Origin of the sequence: Streptomyces sp. NPDC002680 (assembly GCF_042889145.1) — a bacterium.
Taxonomy (GTDB): Bacteria; Actinomycetota; Actinomycetes; order Streptomycetales; family Streptomycetaceae; genus Streptomyces; species Streptomyces adonidis.
The window spans coordinates 523832-539864 of record NZ_JBIAQP010000003.1; the positions used below are offsets into that span (position 1 = coordinate 523832).

At 70.9% G+C, this 16033-nt stretch carries 13 protein-coding genes; 8 read left to right on the top strand and 5 right to left on the bottom strand.

The window, feature by feature from the left end:
• The first annotated feature begins 76 nt into the window (after positions 1–76).
• Together ACFYXF_RS12030 and ACFYXF_RS12035 are read left to right on the top strand one after the other, a co-directional pair.
• A complete protein-coding gene (locus ACFYXF_RS12030) occupies positions 77–4135 on the top strand; it encodes a hypothetical protein (RefSeq protein WP_389349406.1) in 4059 nt (1352 codons plus the stop codon).
• Between the two features lie 351 nt (positions 4136–4486).
• Positions 4487–4636 (top strand): hypothetical protein, encoded by a 150-nt coding sequence (locus tag ACFYXF_RS12035; RefSeq protein ID WP_389349407.1) that lies wholly within the window; start codon positions 4487–4489, stop codon positions 4634–4636.
• A gap of 216 nt (positions 4637–4852) precedes the next feature.
• Here ACFYXF_RS12035 and ACFYXF_RS12040 read toward each other — a convergent pair whose 3' ends face one another.
• On the bottom strand, positions 4853–4975 hold the full coding sequence (locus ACFYXF_RS12040) for a hypothetical protein (protein ID WP_389349408.1): 123 nt from the start codon (positions 4973–4975) through the stop codon (positions 4853–4855).
• Positions 4976–5134: 159 nt separating this feature from the next.
• Between ACFYXF_RS12040 and ACFYXF_RS12045 the strand changes: the two genes are divergently transcribed.
• From ACFYXF_RS12045 to ACFYXF_RS12065, 5 genes are all read left to right on the top strand, one after another.
• Positions 5135–7090, top strand: a complete 1956-nt coding sequence (locus ACFYXF_RS12045) for a B12-binding domain-containing radical SAM protein (protein WP_389349409.1) — start codon at positions 5135–5137, stop codon at positions 7088–7090.
• A 95-nt stretch (positions 7091–7185) separates the two neighbouring features.
• Positions 7186–8442 (top strand): hypothetical protein, encoded by a 1257-nt coding sequence (locus ACFYXF_RS12050; protein ID WP_389349410.1) that lies wholly within the window; start codon positions 7186–7188, stop codon positions 8440–8442.
• Positions 8439–9764, top strand: coding sequence for an MFS transporter (locus ACFYXF_RS12055; RefSeq protein WP_389349411.1), 1326 nt, complete (start codon positions 8439–8441; stop codon positions 9762–9764). Before ACFYXF_RS12050 ends, ACFYXF_RS12055 begins: the two co-directional genes overlap by 4 nt.
• Positions 9761–10465 (top strand): hypothetical protein, encoded by a 705-nt coding sequence (locus ACFYXF_RS12060; protein WP_389349412.1) that lies wholly within the window; start codon positions 9761–9763, stop codon positions 10463–10465. The genes ACFYXF_RS12055 and ACFYXF_RS12060 overlap by 4 nt, the downstream gene beginning before the upstream one ends.
• Before the next feature lie 93 nt (positions 10466–10558).
• Complete coding sequence (locus tag ACFYXF_RS12065; RefSeq protein ID WP_389349413.1) at positions 10559–11857, top strand: DUF2087 domain-containing protein; 1299 nt, start codon at positions 10559–10561, stop codon at positions 11855–11857.
• A 136-nt stretch (positions 11858–11993) separates the two neighbouring features.
• Here ACFYXF_RS12065 and ACFYXF_RS12070 read toward each other — a convergent pair whose 3' ends face one another.
• Both ACFYXF_RS12070 and ACFYXF_RS12075 read right to left on the bottom strand, forming a co-directional pair.
• Positions 11994–13190, bottom strand: a complete 1197-nt coding sequence (locus ACFYXF_RS12070) for a glycoside hydrolase family 64 protein (protein ID WP_389349414.1) — start codon at positions 13188–13190, stop codon at positions 11994–11996.
• A gap of 114 nt (positions 13191–13304) precedes the next feature.
• On the bottom strand, positions 13305–14438 hold the full coding sequence (locus ACFYXF_RS12075) for a helix-turn-helix domain-containing protein (RefSeq protein ID WP_389349469.1): 1134 nt from the start codon (positions 14436–14438) through the stop codon (positions 13305–13307).
• 230 nt (positions 14439–14668) lie between these two features.
• Here ACFYXF_RS12075 and ACFYXF_RS12080 point away from each other — a divergent pair, with 230 nt between their 5' ends.
• Entirely contained in the window at positions 14669–15202 is a 534-nt protein-coding gene (locus ACFYXF_RS12080; RefSeq protein WP_389349415.1) for a hypothetical protein, read from the top strand.
• Positions 15203–15215: 13 nt separating this feature from the next.
• Here the strand turns inward: ACFYXF_RS12080 and ACFYXF_RS12085 are convergent, their stop codons facing one another.
• Positions 15216–15527: a DUF6401 family natural product biosynthesis protein gene (locus tag ACFYXF_RS12085; protein WP_389349416.1), complete on the bottom strand. Its 312-nt coding sequence runs from the start codon at positions 15525–15527 to the stop codon at positions 15216–15218.
• Between the two features lie 57 nt (positions 15528–15584).
• Entirely contained in the window at positions 15585–15965 is a 381-nt protein-coding gene (locus ACFYXF_RS12090; protein ID WP_389349417.1) for an ATP-binding protein, read from the bottom strand.
• Positions 15966–16033 lie beyond the last annotated feature (68 nt).

Here is a 16033-nt window from a genome sequence, read left to right on the forward strand (position 1 = left end):
CATAGGTTGACCGCCCCGAACATCGTCGCCGTCCGCTGCGTGGGCGTGACCGAAGCGGACGAAAGTGGGTGGTCCCGTGGGGCGTCCAGAACGGCCCGTCGATCCCGAGGCCGGACCCGTACAACGGCTCGCCCATGAGCTGCGCGAACTGCGCAGGGCCGCGGGCGGACCGTCGTACCGGACGATGGCCGAGGCGGCGGGATTCTCCGCGACGACCCTGTCCGACGCGGCGGCGGGGAAGCGCTTGCCGTCGCTCTCCGTGGTCCAGGGGTACGTACGGGCGTGCGGGGGCGATCCGGGTGAGTGGGAGACCCGGTGGAAGGACGCCGACGCGGAGGCCGCGGGCGCGCTGCGCGAGGAGACGGAGGACACGGCGCCGCCGTACCGGGGGCTGGCCCGTTTCGAACCGGACGACCGCGCGCTGTTCTTCGGCCGGGACCGGCTCGTCGCGGAACTGAAGGAGCTGGTGTGCTCGCACCGGTTCGCGGTGGTGTTCGGGGCGTCGGGCAGTGGCAAGTCGTCGCTGCTGCGGGCCGGGCTGATCCCCCGCCTCCGGGAGGAGATCGCCGACCTCGGCTGCCCGGCCGTGCTGCGGGTGTTCACTCCGGGGGCGAGACCCGCGCAGACGTACGGGCAGCTGCTGACCCCGGCCGAGGGGGAGCCGGAGAGCTGGGTGGTGGTCGACCAGTTCGAGGAGGTCTTCACGCTGTGCCGGGACCGCGCGGAGCGGGACCGGTTCATCGACCTGCTGCTGGCGGCCCGGAACCCGAGGAGCAGGCTCAAGGTCCTCATCGCCGTGCGCGCCGACTTCTACCCCCGCTGCGCCGAACACCGCGACCTCGCGGACGCGTTGTACGGGGCGGGTCTGCTGGTCGGCCCGATGAGCGCGGACGAACTGCGCGAGGCGGTGGTCGGACCGGCGCAGGCGGCCGGGCTGCTGGTAGAACGGGAGCTGACCGCGCGGATCGTGGACGAGGTCCTCGACCAGCCCGGCGCGCTGCCGATGCTCTCCCACGCCCTCCTCGAAACCTGGCGACGGCGCCGCAGCCGCCTCCTCACCCTCAGCGCGTACGAGGCCACGGGCGGGGTGAGCGGCGCGATCGCCGCGACCGCCGAACAGGTGTACGGCCGACTGTCCCCGCCCCAGGCGCGCACCGCCCGCCGGCTCCTCCTCGGGCTGATCGAGCCGGGCCGGGGCACCGCCGACACCCGCCGCCCCCTCACCCGCGCCGAACTCACCGAATGGGCCGACCGGGATGTGCCGGCCGTCGTGGAACAGCTGGCCCGCAACCGCCTCGTCACCGTCGACGAGGACTGCGTCCAGCTGGCCCACGAGGCACTGATGACGTGCTGGCCGAGACTCTGCACCTGGATAGAGGAGGCCCGCGAACGAATCCGCCACCACCGCCGCCTCACGGAAGCCGCCCAAGCCTGGCTGGAACACGACCGAGACCCAGGAGCCCTCTACCGCGGCACCCACCTGACCCGCGCGGAGGAACTTTTCGCGGCGGAGGGGGCTGGGGGGTTCGGGGGAGCTGAGGGGGTCGGGGGAACTGGGGGAGCTGAACGAGCCGAGAGAGCTGAAGGAGCCAAGGAGGCCGGGGGAGCGGCTGAGGGGATCAGGGGAGTCGAGGGGCTCGGGGGAGCCGAGGAGGCCGGGGGAGCGGCTGAGGGGCTAGGGAGGTTCTGGGGAGCCGAGGGGTCCAAGGGAAGGGGCGGCTCTGAGCGGTGGCGGGGAAGGCGGGTGCGCGGTAGCGCCCCGGCAGGGGCGCGGGGAACTGCGCGACCAGCCCCCACCGGCCCGCAGTGGACCACCGAACTGACCGCCCTGGAAAGAGACTTCCTCACCGCCGCGCGAGACGCCCGCGAAGCGGAACACCGGGCCGAGACCCGCACCACCCGCCGCTCCCGCGCCCTCGCCTCCGCGTTCGCGGCAATCCTCTCGGTGTCACTGGTGATCGGCCTGACCGCCTGGCAGCAGAGCCGCGACAACGAACGCCACCGCGTCGACACCGCCGCCCGCCGCGTCGCCGAGGTCGCCGACGCGATGCGGACGACCGACCCGCACACCGCGATGCTCCTCGGCGTCGCCGCCTGGCGCATCTCCCCGCTGCCCGAGGCCCGCCGCGCCCTGCTCGGCTCCCTCGCCCAAGCCGAGCACGCCATCTTCACCGACCCCGCCCCGGGCGACGGCCCCTCCCGCTTCCTCGCCGACTCCGGCCGCACACTGCTCAGCGTCGACGGCCGCACCTGGCGTACCTGGAACGTCCTCAAGGGCCGCAGCACCGCCTCCGGACGCCTCCCGGCCGGGCAGGTCCTCGCGGCCGGCCCCGACGCCCGGGTCCTCGCGATCGCCGGGGACGACGGCATCCGCCTGTGGGACACGACCACCGCCCGCTGGACCGGAGACCCGCGCCCCCTCCCCTTCACCTCCGACGCCGACATCACCACGGGCGGCTACCTCGTGAGCGACATCGACGACGACCGGGTCCGGCTGCGGTCTCTCAAGGACGGCGGTGTGCTGTACGAGGGGCGGGCGGCGGGCCTGGTGACCCCGGCCGTGAGCACCGACGGCCGCCTGGTCGCCGTCTGCCCCGCCGGCGGCTCCCCGCAGGTCTGGGACACCGCCCGCCACCGCGTCCGCCCCGGCCCTTGGGAGCGGGCCCAGGGCCTGTGCGGCGAGGAGGAGGAGACGGCCCTGGTGTTCGGCGGCGCCGCCGGCGACCGACTCGCCGCGCTCTCGAAGTCCGGCGCGAAGGTCTGGAACGTCACGTCCGCCCGCGAGATCGCCGCCATCGACGAACCGGGCGCGGAACGGGCCGCGTTCACCAAGGACGGCACCTTCCTCGCGACCGCCGACGGCGAGGAGATCCGCGTGTGGCGGCTGTCCGACCCGGCGGTCCCCGTGTTCCGGCACCCCCTCAACAACCAGCACCTGTACGGACTTTCCTGGGACCCCGCCCGCCGGAACATCCTGCGGTACCTCGAAGGCGGCGCCGTCCACCGCCTGGAACTGGGCCCGGCGGTCACCCACTCCTGGCACGCGCACCCGCTGACGACGGTACGGATGAGCCCGGACGCCCGTACGTACGCCACCGCCGAACTCGTCGGCGACCGCTACCGTTTCGAACTCCGCGCCACCTCCGACGGCCACCTCCTGCACACCCTCCCGCCCCCGCCCCAGCCGGTCTCGACCGACCCCGCCGACCCGGTGATCCCGGAGCACATGGCGGCCCTCATAGCGTTCAGCCCCGACGCCAAGGCACTCGCGTACGGCGTATCGGCCCCCGGCAGAAATGCGACCCCACAACGCTTCACGCTCTGGGACACCACCCGCGCCCGCCCCCGAACCACCCTGGACCTGTCGACCGCCAAGTCCGCAGCCCCGGCGGTAGCCCTGGCCCTGGGCCCGCGAGGCGACACCCTGTACACGACCCGCCTCCCGGTCCTGGGCGACCCGACGAACGAGGCGTGGACCACCGGGACGAGTCCCCGGCCCACCCCCCTCACCGGCCTGACCAGCACCCACCTGGCCATCAGCCCCGACGGCCGCCTCCTCGTCGGCGACAACCGCACCGCCCGCCTGCCCGCGACGAATACGGGCACCAAGGCCACCGCCATGGCCACCGTCAAGGAGATGGTCCAGGGCGAGCAGATCGGCGCCCTGGCCTTCGCCGCCGACGGTTCACGCCTCGCGGCGGGTGACCAGACCGGCCGAGTCGCCCTGTGGGACGGCGAGTTGAGCCACCGTACGGGCATCCTGCGCAACGTCTTCCCGGCTCCCCTGGGCGAGGAACCGGAGTCGGTCAGCGCGCTGGCGGTCAGCCCCGACGGTGCCACCCTGGCCGTCGGCGGCAGCACCGGCACACTCCAACTCTGGGACATCGCCACCCAACAGCCCCTGGGCGGCCCGCTCACCACACCCGGCGAGCAGATCGACTCCCTCGCCTTCGGCGCCGACAGCGGCACGCTGTACGCGGCAAGCGCACACGCCCCGCTCCAGCGGTACGCGGTGGACGCGGACCGCGCGGCCACCCAGGTGTGCGCCCGGGCGGGCGCCGGCGCCGATCTCTCCCGGGAGCAGTGGGAGACGTACGTGCCGGAGGTGGCGTACCGCAAGGTCTGCGTCAGCTGAACGGGTCGAGCGTGATGTACGCCAGCTTCCGTTTCCCGTTCCGTTTCCCGTTCTCTGTCCTTTCCCTGTCCATTCCCTGTGGCGAGCACGTTCGTCCTCCTGCCGCGGTTTCTCTGAATATTCGATGAGGCCGCGAACTGGACCATTGTCTTCCGTATTCATGAATGGGGAAATGTTGAGGTTCTTCTGAGCCGGAATGGCTGAAAAGTGTCGGACGTAGAAGCGAAGCCGTCTTGTGGAGTCCTGATCGTTGCGGATACGTTCGCTTTCGCGCTGGGCGGCCGGGGAGTCGGGCGCCGGCCGTGGCAACCCATTTCACAGGGCACCATTCATCAGGAACAGGAGATCCGCATGAACCTCAATCACGAGACCGCGCAGGACTTCGACGTCGACGCCCTCCTTGCTCTCGCCGAGGCCGACGAGGCCCTCTCCGTCGAGGCTGTCACTCCGAACCGCCTCAACAGCAAGTACGCCCTTCTGCAGGAGCCCGGCAACAGCTGACCGACGGATTCACGCTTCGGCCTGACCGGCTGAAGCACACCCCGTCCGCGTTCTGATGGCCACACCCGACTCCCCATCCGGCATCGGACCTTCACGAGGGCTCATATGCGGCAGCCGCGAATACTTCTCGTCAACCCGCCCATCTGGAACGTATACGCGCCTCACCTCGCGGTACCACTGCTGGCCGCGGTCATGCGCCGGCACGGCTGGCAGGTGTCATCCCTCGATCTGAGCATTGAGCAGACGGACTGGCTGCTTTCCGCCGAAGGACTGCGGGCGCTGCTTCCTCGGGCCGAGCGCCGCCTGGGCGAGACGGCCCCCGATGAGCGGCGAGCGCATGAGGGGACCCTCGCCGTGTTCGGTGACACAGTGGCGCGCATCGACAGCGCCAGAGCCGCACTCAAATCCCGGGACATTCTGGTGGACCCGTTTGCCTTTACGAATGCGGCCACGGTCGTCCGCAATGGTCTCGCCTGTGTTTCGGCTTCATTTCCAGGTTTGAATTTCGACCTCCGGGGGAATTTCTCCTGCTTCTCTCACCGGCGCTCGGATTCCGTCCTGGAGGCAGCCAGGTCGGCGGACCGTAACGTCTACGGATGGGCGCTGGAACATCGTCCGATCCCTGAACTGGAGGACACCGACCTGGCGGTGGTCGGCATCTCGGTGTCCGCCGACACACAGCTGATCGCGGCCCTCACCGTGGCCCGCCACGTCAAGCGCCGACGGCCGGACGTTCACGTGGTCATGGGCGGCAACCTCACGACGCGCATGGTGAGCCGCTGGCAGGAGGAGCATCCCTTCTTCGAGTACGTGGACTCGTTCGTGTCCTACGAAGGCGAGGACGCTCTGCCCGCGCTGTGCGACCGGATCACCGGTGCCGACGACAGGGCCGTCCCGGGGCTGCTGGAACGCGACGGCCGCGGTGGGCTCCTGCGCACCCCGGCAGCCATGGTCGACGTGGCCGATCTGCCCACGCCGGACTTCGACGGTCTTCCGCTCGACCGGTACTTCGCACCCGGGCCCGTCCTGCCGCTTCAGGCCTCGCGGAGCTGTGCCTGGGACTGTGCCTTCTGCTCGATCCCGTTCGCCAGCAACAAGTTCCGTATCCGGCGCGCGGACCAGGTCGTTCGCGACATGGCCGCTCTCGCTGCCAAGCACGGCAGCGACACCTTCATGTTCGTCGACGAGATCATGACGCTCACCTCGTTGCGCGGGGTGTCACGGCAGCTGATCGACGGCGGGCACAGGCTCTCCTGGTACGGGGAGACCAGGTTCAGCAAGGGGCTTGACGAAGAGCTGGCGAAGGCCTTGCGGGACTCCGGGTGCCGACGTCTCGACCTCGGGCTCGAGTCGTACAACCAGCGCGTGCTGGACCTGATGCGCAAGGGCACCAAAGTCGCCGACATCGAGCCGTCGCTCCAGGCCCTCCTGGGGAACAAGGTGCCCGTCCACCTCTTCTGCATGACCGGGTTCCCCGGGGAGACGGAGGAAGAGGCCCTGCGGACCCAGGAGTTCGCCGCGCAGACACTGCGTCGCTCCACGGAGGAGTTCGGCGTGCCGTACTCCACGGCTGCCAACGGGCCGTTCATCCTGGACGTGCTCTCCCCGGTCGGTGAGCGTCCCGATCTGTTCGGTGTCGAGCTGATTCCGCCCGGCGAGGGCGAGGACCTGGCCTTCGACCTCGACTACACGGTCGCCGAGGGTCTCACTCAGGAGGATGCTGTCCGGCTCACCGCCGGCGGACCGGGTGGGGTCGCGGGAGCCGCGTTCCACCGGGGGACCTGGATCGGGGATGCGGAGGAGTGGTCGTTCCTGTGGGCGATGGCCGAGGCGGAGCTGCCGGCCCGAAGGGTGACCGCCCCTGCTGCCCCGCGCCCCGATGTGGCTGCCGCGACCATGGTGCGGCTCGCGGACGGTGTGCGTGCCCGACCGTCGGCCACCGGGCAGGGCATCCTGCTGCACGTGCCGTCGGGCGATGCCCTGCTGTCGGTACCGCAGGAGTGGAATCCGTTGCTCGACGGGCGGTTCCACGCGGTGGCCGACCTCTGGGAGAACTTCGCTTCGACCGGACCGGCCGCTACTGCTCTGGTGCGGCTCGCCGCCCACGGGGCCGTGACCTTCGAACCGGCCGACGCCTCCGATCAGAGTCGCCCGCTCTGGTACGCCGCTCACCCCCACGAAGTGACGGACAGCCGAGCCGATGGCAGTTGCCTGCTCACCTCTCCGGAGACGGGGAACCGGGTCAGGGTCTCCGCCGCCGGCCGACTCCTCTGGCTGCTTTCGGCCGACGGTGCGACGGCTTCCGGACTGTCGGCCCGGTCCCGGCTGCCGGAACAGCAACTGCGCCCGCTCCTGGAGGATCTGGCCAGGCATCATGTGATCGCAGTGGCCGCACTCCACCCCGAGCTTCTCGGGCCGCCCCTGCCGGCCGCAGCGGCGCAGCGTGTCCGCTGACGGACCGCCCGATGACGGACTGCCCGAGTGCACCGCCGAACTGCCGCGCGTCGCGGCCCGAGTACAGGAGTTCCCCTTTGCCTCACCCGGTCACTGTGGAAGCGGCCGAAACGGACCGCTTCTGGAAGGAGTTCGCCTCCCGTCACTGGGAGCAGCAGCCGCTCTCCCTTCCCGCTGCTCCCGTGCGGCTGGACGTCGGTGCCGAGGAGCTGCTTCGCGCCCTGGTTCGGGCGGCGGACAAGGCCAACCGTCCCAGGGGATCGGGACTTCCGAGGGTCGTGGTGACGGTGGACGGCCGGACGCAGCCGATCGATACGCGGCCCTTCCTCCCGCTGCCCGAGGACCGTTCCCTGGACGACTACACCGCCCGGGTCGACGAGCGGATGCGCGATCACGAGTGGAGCGTCGCCGTGTCCGGCCTGCACGCGGTCGACGCGCCGCTGTGGGACCGGGCCAAGCGACTGTCCGACGACGTCTACCGGTACACGGGAACACGCGTCGCCGGTCGTGTGGACATCGACACCTTCATCGGCCGCTACACCTCCACCAACGTCGGCGTGCACGTCGACCACGCCGGGAACTTCGGTTTCACCCTGCGTGGTCGCAAGACCCTCCTCACCTGGCCGCCGGAGCGCGCCGGACAGGTCCCGCAGCACACCGCCGACTATGCGTCGGCCCGTGACCTGGCCGATGTGCTGGTCGGCGTGCCCGGAGCGCTGACCTACTTCCCCTCAGAACAACTGCATGTGGGCGAATCCCCCGACGCCGTGGCCGTCAACGTCAACATCGCCTTCTTCACCAAGAGCGATCCGGCCGCCCTCGTCGTCGATGCCGTCGGCGGCCTGCTCGCACGGCGACGCGCCGACAATGCCGGCCCCGGCACACACGCCCCGGACGGCATTCCGGCCGCCGCCGCGGCCACGCTCACGGCTCTGGCGGAGCTGTCCGGTGGCGAGATCGAAGACGTCGTCTGGGAGCACCACATGCGTTCGGTGACGTCCGGCGGACTGGGCGTGGGCCGACCGGCCGGAGCACCCGCTCCCGTACCGCGCGACGCCCGGGTCCGGACACACGGAGACATCGTGGTGCGACAGCGGCTGCTCACCGACGGCCGCCGCGCCGTGGCCACACAGGGGCACACCCTGAAAGTCGCCGACCACCCGCAGGTCGAGGCAGCCATGACCACCCTGGCCGCAGGAGACACACTCGACCTCGCGGACTGGGAGCGCCGGGCGGACGGCGCGGCCGTCCCCTTGCTCCATGCCGTGCTGCTGAGGCTGCGCACGTGGCGGGCCATCGATGTCGAGGCCGCCGTTTCCACCCCCGCACATCAGACGGAGCCGCTCCAGTGACATCCCTGCGGCAGGGCAGAGCGGCGACACTCCTGGTGATCGCCGCCCTGCTGGTAAGCACGGTGGGCGACGAGGTCGCCCTGGTGGCCCTCGCTCTGCGAGGTGCCGACCGCACGGGGCTGACATCGGTGGTGTCGGCCCAGATGCTCGCCGGTCTGGTTCCCGGCATCGCCCTGGGCGGCCCCATCGGACGGATCGTCGACCGCTTTCGCGCGGACGCGGTCCTGGGCGTGACCCTGGCCCTGGAGTGCCTGATCGCGGCGGCCGCCGCCGCGATCGCGGACGGCGCGGTGCTGCTCATCGCCACGATGCTGCTGTTGGGTGCTCTGGGGGCCGTCGCACAGACCTGTGTGATGGCACTGGTGCCGCGGCTGTTCCCGGCCTCCGACGCCCAGCTGCGGGTGAACGGTCTCATGGAGTCGGTGCGGAACGCCGGGTACATCGTCGGCCCGCTGCTGGTGGGTCTGCTGACGGCGCGCGGTGGTACCGGGCTGGCACTGGCGGTCGACGCGGGTACCTTCGCCTTCGCCCTGCTGGCCGTACCGGTGATCAGCCGTTGGCTGGTCATGGCGGCCCGGGAGCATGCGCGGACAGCCGACGTTCCTGACGACCCCGCCCCCGCTGCCGGAACGGACGAAGCGGTCACGGACGTACCGCAGACCCCGGGGAAGACCCAAGGAGGTCTGCGGGTCGGCCTGGCTCTGCTCTGGGCGGGGACACAGCGTCGGACCGTGCTCGCCACGATCGTAGTCACCGTCGCGGCGACCTCGGTCGTCAACGTGCTGCTGCCCTTCTTCGCGGACGAGATCCCTGGGGGCACCGCTGCCTACGGCGTGCTGCTGGCGACCTGGAGCGTGGGTCTGGTGCTGGGGCCGTTCGCCCTGCGGGGCCGGCTCGGCCGCCGGCCCACCGCCGTCGTCGCCGTCGGAGCCGCGGCGATCATCGGCCTCAGTTATCTGGTGACCGGCGCCTACCCGGTCGTGCCGCTGATGCTGGCCGCCTTCCTCTGCGGCGGCATGGCCAACGCCGTACAGAACGTGGCGCTCCGCACGCATGTCATGGCCGACTGCCCACCGGACGTGCGGGGCCGTGTCGGCGCGGCGTACGGAGCCACGCTGCAGAGTTCGGTGGCTGTCGGCTTCGCCCTGGCGGGGCTCGTCGCTGCCGACTGGGCCCGCTGGGGCATCCTCGCCGGGGGCGGGGTCGCCTTCCTGGCCGGCTCGATCGGCTGGTTCCGTACGCGCGCGACGGCCCCCTCTCCGGGGCCGACGGAGGACGTGTCGGTGGCCGTCGGGCAGGCGGCGCGGGGAGGCACTCCATGAGCGGCCGGTGGACGGAACTCGATCCGGTCATCCCCCGTTTCTGCGCCCAGACAGGCGCCTCGCTGCCGCTCGCCTGGGAACTCGCCTGGTCGGAGCAGCCCGACGACGGCGCGGTCAGACTGATCCCACCGCCCGGTCCCCGTGCGGTCGACCGCGCCACCTGGCCCCGCTGTCTGTCTCCCGGCATCAGGCTCAGCCTGCCGTCCGGGGTGCGGCTCCAGAACACGCCTGTCCCGTTCCTGCAGGACGGAGGGCCCGTCGCGGTGTTGTTCGGGACGGATCCGCCGGCCTTCGCCGAGGTACCCGAGACGGTCGGTGACCTCCTGCTGCGCGGAGCCTCGGTGGCCGACGTCCGCCAGAAGTGGGGGCAGCCAGCGGAAGCCGTCGACCATGTGCTGGTGGGCATGATGCGATGCGGCCTGCTGAGCGGCGACACACTGCCCATGGCCCAGCAGGAGCCGGAGGGTCCGCGCGTACTGGTCCAGGAGGCGTGGGTGCGGGAAGTGGAGCGGGAATCCGGTGTCCACGTCCTCGCCCACACCGCGACGGGTAACTTCCTCAAGGTCGGCGCGGCCGCTCTCCAGCTGTGGCGGTGGGCAGGGCACGAGGACGGGATCGTCTTCGACCGGCTTCCCGCGAAGCTGCACGAGGTGGCGGACCGGCTGCTGTCCGCCGGCATGCTCCGTGCTGTACGGGCCTGACACCCGGGACGACAGGACAGCAGGACGGCTGAGGAGAGAACAGCCGAAGAGAGAACAGCCGAAGAGAGAACAGCCGAAGAAAGAGGACGATCGATGCACGATCCGGCCGACGAGGCGCTGAGCGCTCTCGCACGTCCCGGCATGGGAACCGAGAACGCCGGACCCGCGCTGCGCGTGCTGGCCAGGATGACGCGTCCGCGCACCGTGGTCGAAGTGGGGGCCGGTTCCTCGACGCTGCACCTGCTCCTCGGGTTGCGCGATGCCCGTTCGGACGCCGCCGAGGACCGGCGGATCGTCTGCGGAGAGGTCGCGGCGGACGAACGCGCGTCGGTCCTGCACCCGCGTTCCGTGCTCGACGACTACGCGCCGAGGCTCCTTGTCGTCGACGACCTCTCCGTGCCGGGCACGTCCGCGCACCAGGTGCGGGAGGCAGCCTGTTCGCTGGGCCTCGACGACATGCTGACCTTCATCGAGCGGGACTTCTTCGATCTGACAGCCCATGAACTCGACGCATGGGGGCCGCTGGACCTGGTGTGGCTCGACGCCGGCACACAGGCCGACGACGCGGGATTCCTCACGTCGCTCTGGCCGCGCGTGGCGCCCGGCGGCACGGTCGTGCTGCACGAGCCGTATCTGGCCACGACGGTCGAGACGCACCCCGGACAGGGCCGCGGCCGGGCGGCGTGCCGGGTGGTCCCCACACCGCTGTTGCAGGAGCTGCGCCGCCAGGCCGCCGTGCCGGCCGGCGAATTCGACGTGCTCGCCCTGGGCGAACCCCACAAGCACCGTCAGACGGGCCTGCTGCTGTTGCGCAAGCACGGTACGGGGGAGCGTGACCGGGGCGTCCCGTTCCCCGAGGAACTCAAGGCCCTGGGCGAGAGGGACTCCGCCGAGGCTCCCCGGCTGGGCCCGGTCCCCGAACGGGCGGCCGACGACACGGCGGACGCCGCGGCCGGGATCCTCGCGGCACTGGCCGATGACACCCGGCGCACCGTCTACAGCGCCGTCGTCCTCCGGGCCGACACCACTCAGGGCATCGCCGAGCGTCTGGGGATGGCTCCCGCGCGCTGCGCGAAGTCCCTCGCGGCGCTGGAACAGGCGGGACTGGTCGCGAACACCGAGCGGCTCTGGTCCACCGTCAACGATCTCTGGCGGCATGCGGCACCTCGCCGTCCGCGACCACGGCCGCAGGCCTCGATCCCCGCGAAGCAGAGCAAGCGCAGGGTGTTCCTGGAAGGGCTGGTACCGCTCTTCGCACTACAACGGCGTTACCCGGAAGCCGAGGTCAACGAAGTCCTGCGTGAGGTCCATCCAGATGTGGCCGCGCTGCGCCGGTATCTGGTGGAGGAGCAGCTGCTCGTGCGAGCCGATGGTCAGTACTGGCGGCCCTGACGGGTTCAGAGAAGGCCGTGCCGCTGGACCAGCCGGCGTGGACGACAGGAACCCCGCCGCTACGGATGGACGTAGGGACGTTGGCGTCGGGGAGGTCGGCCCGGATGACGGGCGCGGCCTCCGCCATGAGTCCGCGTCAGCTGAACGGGTCGAGCGTGATGTACGCCGTCTGCGGGTTGCTGTCGTTGACCAGCGACTCGTGGGCGCCGACATCGTCGAAGGCGAAGGCGTACGCCTTGCCGTCGGCCATCCGGTCGTGGATCGTCCGGGCGTAGTGGTTGGTCACCGAGTCCTGGTAGAAGCCGGCCGAACTCGTGTCGGGCTGGCTGGAGTTGGTCAGCAGGGTCGAGCGGTTGTAGCCGGCGCACAGGGTGCGGGAGATCGGGCCGCGCACCTGGTCGTTCGGGGCGTCCAGGAGCTTGTGGCAGCCGAAGACGCTGTCGGCGTCCGGCTTCTGGAAGGTGGTGACGACCGTGCCGGAGCTGTTGGTGAAGTTCATGACGTTGCCGGAGACCCTGCCGTAGTACTTGGTGCCGGGCTGGTCCGCGAACGGCGTCACCGTCAGCGTGGAGCCGGCGTACTTGCTCCACACCCGGTTGATGTAGTTGTCCATGACGGTGCTCGGGAGGGCGCCCGCCTCGATGCCGTGCCCGGGTGAGAGCGCGCGCAGGATCGTCCCGTCGGACCGGGTCCTGACGAGGCCCGCCCAGCCGCCGGACTGCGCCCGCAGGGCGTTGAAGACCCCGGCGTAGCCGCCCGCCTTCAGATGCCCGGTGTTCTTGACGGCCCCGGACGTGTTCTTGACGCCGACCGCGTACGGCGCCGAGAACATGTCGACCTGCGTGCTGTTGAGCCACAGACCGGCGTCGTTCAGCGTGTACTCGGTCCAGTTGAAGAGGATGTTCGCGTTGGGGTCGGAGGGATTCTGCACGGCGGGCTGCACGAGACCGCCGGTGGTCAGCTTGAAGACCAGTTTCTGGCCGTAGGAGAAGTAGACCCGCCCGGAGAACTTCGGCATCCGGAGCGTCATCGTCTGCCCGTTCGCCGGTCCGGCGATCGACGCGTCGGGCGCGGGGGTCGGCGGGTTTCCGCCGACGGGCCAGGCGTGGAACGTCCCGTTGGCGTCGGCCCAGCCCTGCTGCCCGGTCGAGAGCAGGGTCCCGATGTTGTAGACGTAGATCTGGTCGCCGCGCCCCGAGTTGTTCTTGAAGTCGAGCGGGATGGTCGTGGGCACGGCGGCCTCGGCGCGGGTCACGGGCCCGGCGGCCGTGAGTCCCGTGGCGACGGCCGCCGCGGCGACCAGGGGCACCAGCACCTTCCGAGTGGCAAACACGTTCGTCCTCCTCGTGTCGCGTGCTGCGGTTGCTGTCGCAGTTGCTTGAGAGCGCTCTCAGGCTGCTCCCATGAACGGGACACGTCAAGGTCTAGACCAAGATGGGCTGCTTCTCTACCTCACCCGTATGTCGTAGGGGATCCAGGCCCGCTCGCCCGCGTCGTTCGTGCCGTACCAGAAGTGCGGCATTCCCTCGATGCTCGTGGTGTGGAACGGGCGGCCGTGGTCGTCGACGCGGATCGTGCCGGTGCGGCCCTGGGAGGACCAGTCGAGTTCGAGGTACCAGCGGGCGTCGTACGTCTGTGTCGTCGCGTCGACCAGCAGCACCTCCGGGTCCTCGGCGGACACGCGGTACGGGAACCGCACGGCCGGGACGGTCCGTTCCCTGTCGGTGCCGTCCTTCGGGTGGGCGACGGGGCGGTCGACATCCAGGTTCACGGTGAAGCTGCGGGGCGTGAGGTCGCTGCCGCAGCCCTGGTCCATGGAGTACGCGTTCCCGGCGGCAGGGTTGCCACGGCTGACGACGCGGACGTGGAGCGCCTCCAGGACCACGGCCGTGGACGACCGCCCCTGCACCGAGATCTGGACTCTCGTCCGCCGCCCGTGCACCGCGCCCTGAGCCGCCGCCCATGCCCCGGCGTCCTGTTCCACCGGCGGCGGAGGCACTTGCGCGGGCGGCTTGTCGATGAGGTAGTCGTGGCCGCAGCCCTTGTCCCAGACCAGGGAGTCGGTGCTCCAGGCGAGGGGTGGGGGCAGGTCGGTGGTCGGCGTCGCGGCCGGGGCGGGGGCGGGGGCGCCTTGCTGCCGGGGGCCGGGTGAGGAGTGGTCGTCCGACAGGACGGACGTACTGCTCAGGGTGGCGAGCAGGGCGCAGGCGACAGCGAGGGGTGTCAGGAACCGTCGGCGGCGGTACCAGGGGTGGGGAGTGGGGGCGGGGGTGCCTGTGTCCGGTGCGGGTGCGGGTTCCGGTTCCGACGCCGAAACCGGAACCGCCGCACCCGCCCCCGCCACCCCCTCCTCCGCCGAATCGGCCATAGGCACCCGTTGCCGAGCCGCCACCGCCGACAGCCACAGGCGGTGGAGTTCGAGCCGTTCCTCCGGGGTCGCCCCGCAGAAGGCCGCGAGCCGCTCCACGGGCGCGAAGTCCTGGGGCACCGCCTCGCCCGCGCAGTAGCGGTGCAGCGTGGAGGTGTTCATGTGGACGCGGCGGGCCAGGGAGCCGTAGCTCCGGTCCGTGCGGTCCTTCAGCCGGCGCAGGAGCGCCGCGAGCTCCTGCACCTCGTCCGGAGTCGACACCGTGCTCCTCCCCTGTCGTCGGCCCGCGATCCCGTATCCCAGGCACCCATGTCCCTGCACGTCAGACGGGCCGGGATGGTTCCACCTCCGGCGGCCGTTGTGCCGGGCTCCGATGCCTGCGGATGCTCTTGGTGTCGCACCGACAACGAGCAGTTCCACCTGATCAGAGAAGGCAGACGTACATGAACAGCAAGTCCCCCGCACACCGTCGTCCGGTCCGCCGCGCGGCCGTCGCCGTCGCCGCCGGCCTCGCCCTGGCCGTCGGACTCGGTGTGTCGACACAGATGCAGGCGCAGGCGTCCGTCCAGGGCCCTGTGAAGGTGTCCGCCGCCGCCGTACAGCAGCCGGTCAGTGGTACGCCCGGCCAGGCGGTGACCCGGGTCGCGGACTTCTACGGCGCGTACGTCGACGCGAAGCGCGACTACACGGACCCGGACTCCGCGCTGGCCGCCGCGCTCCGCAAGCACTACCTGACGTCCGACTTCGCCAAGCGGCTGGCGGCCTGGGAGAAGAAGAACGGGGCGGACGGCGTCCTGCGGGCCCAGAACGTCCCGGTGCGCTGGAAGGTGACCGACAACGGCCCCGTGGGTATGGGCCGCGAGGTCATCGTCACCTTGACGTTCGGCAGCGGTCAGACGACCCAGAACATCAAGCTCTTCGTGCTGCTGGAGCGGTACGACCACGTCAGCGCCATCGAGACCACGACGGCCGGCTGACGGGGGAGCCGCCTCAGTCGGCGGGCGCGGCGAGGAGGTCGTGCCGCTGGACCAGCCAGCTGATGGCGGTCAGGCGGCACACCGCGTAGTCGTGCCCGACGGGTTCACGCCAGTCGAGTTCGTCGAGGGCGTCAAGGAACCCGAGGGCGTAGTCGGCGAGGTCCTCGCGGTGCGGTTGCCGGGGGACGAGCCCGGGGTGGTTGGCTTGCAGTCGCTCCCGTATCTCCGCGACGTGCTGGTCCACGGCGGCCGTGAAGGCGGGCTCGAACGCGAACTCCGCGAAACGGGGCGCGAACGCGCTGCTGATCCTGGCCAAGGGGGACATCGCTCCACGGTATGCGGGAGGAGGGGGCCGGAGGAGAGGGATATGTCATGGTTTCCATCACACCGGCTCCTTGCTCTCGCACTCGAACCAGACGGTCTTCCCGGTACGTGTGGGATGTGAGGGCAGGCTGTACCAGCCCCAGCGGTCGGTGACGGCCTCGACGATCAGGAGTCCGCGTCCGCGTTCTTCGTCCACAGCTGTGGAAAACTCCGGGCCGCGCGGCTCCGTGTCGGTGACCTCGACGAGGACTCCGTTGGTCCGCCGGATCATCAGTACGGTGGCACGCCGGTCGGGAACATGCCGTACGACGTTGGCGACCAGCTCGGTCAGGGCGAGCGTGGCGGAGTCGGCGAGGTCGGACATGCCCCAGGTGTTGAGGTACGCCCGCAGGATGCACCGCAGGTGCCGGGCCGAGTGGTCACCGAGGGTGAAGTTCATGCCGTACCTCGGGCCAAGTGGGCTTTCGTCATTCACGTCACCAGAGTGGAGTGTCGTGGTTACGCTGG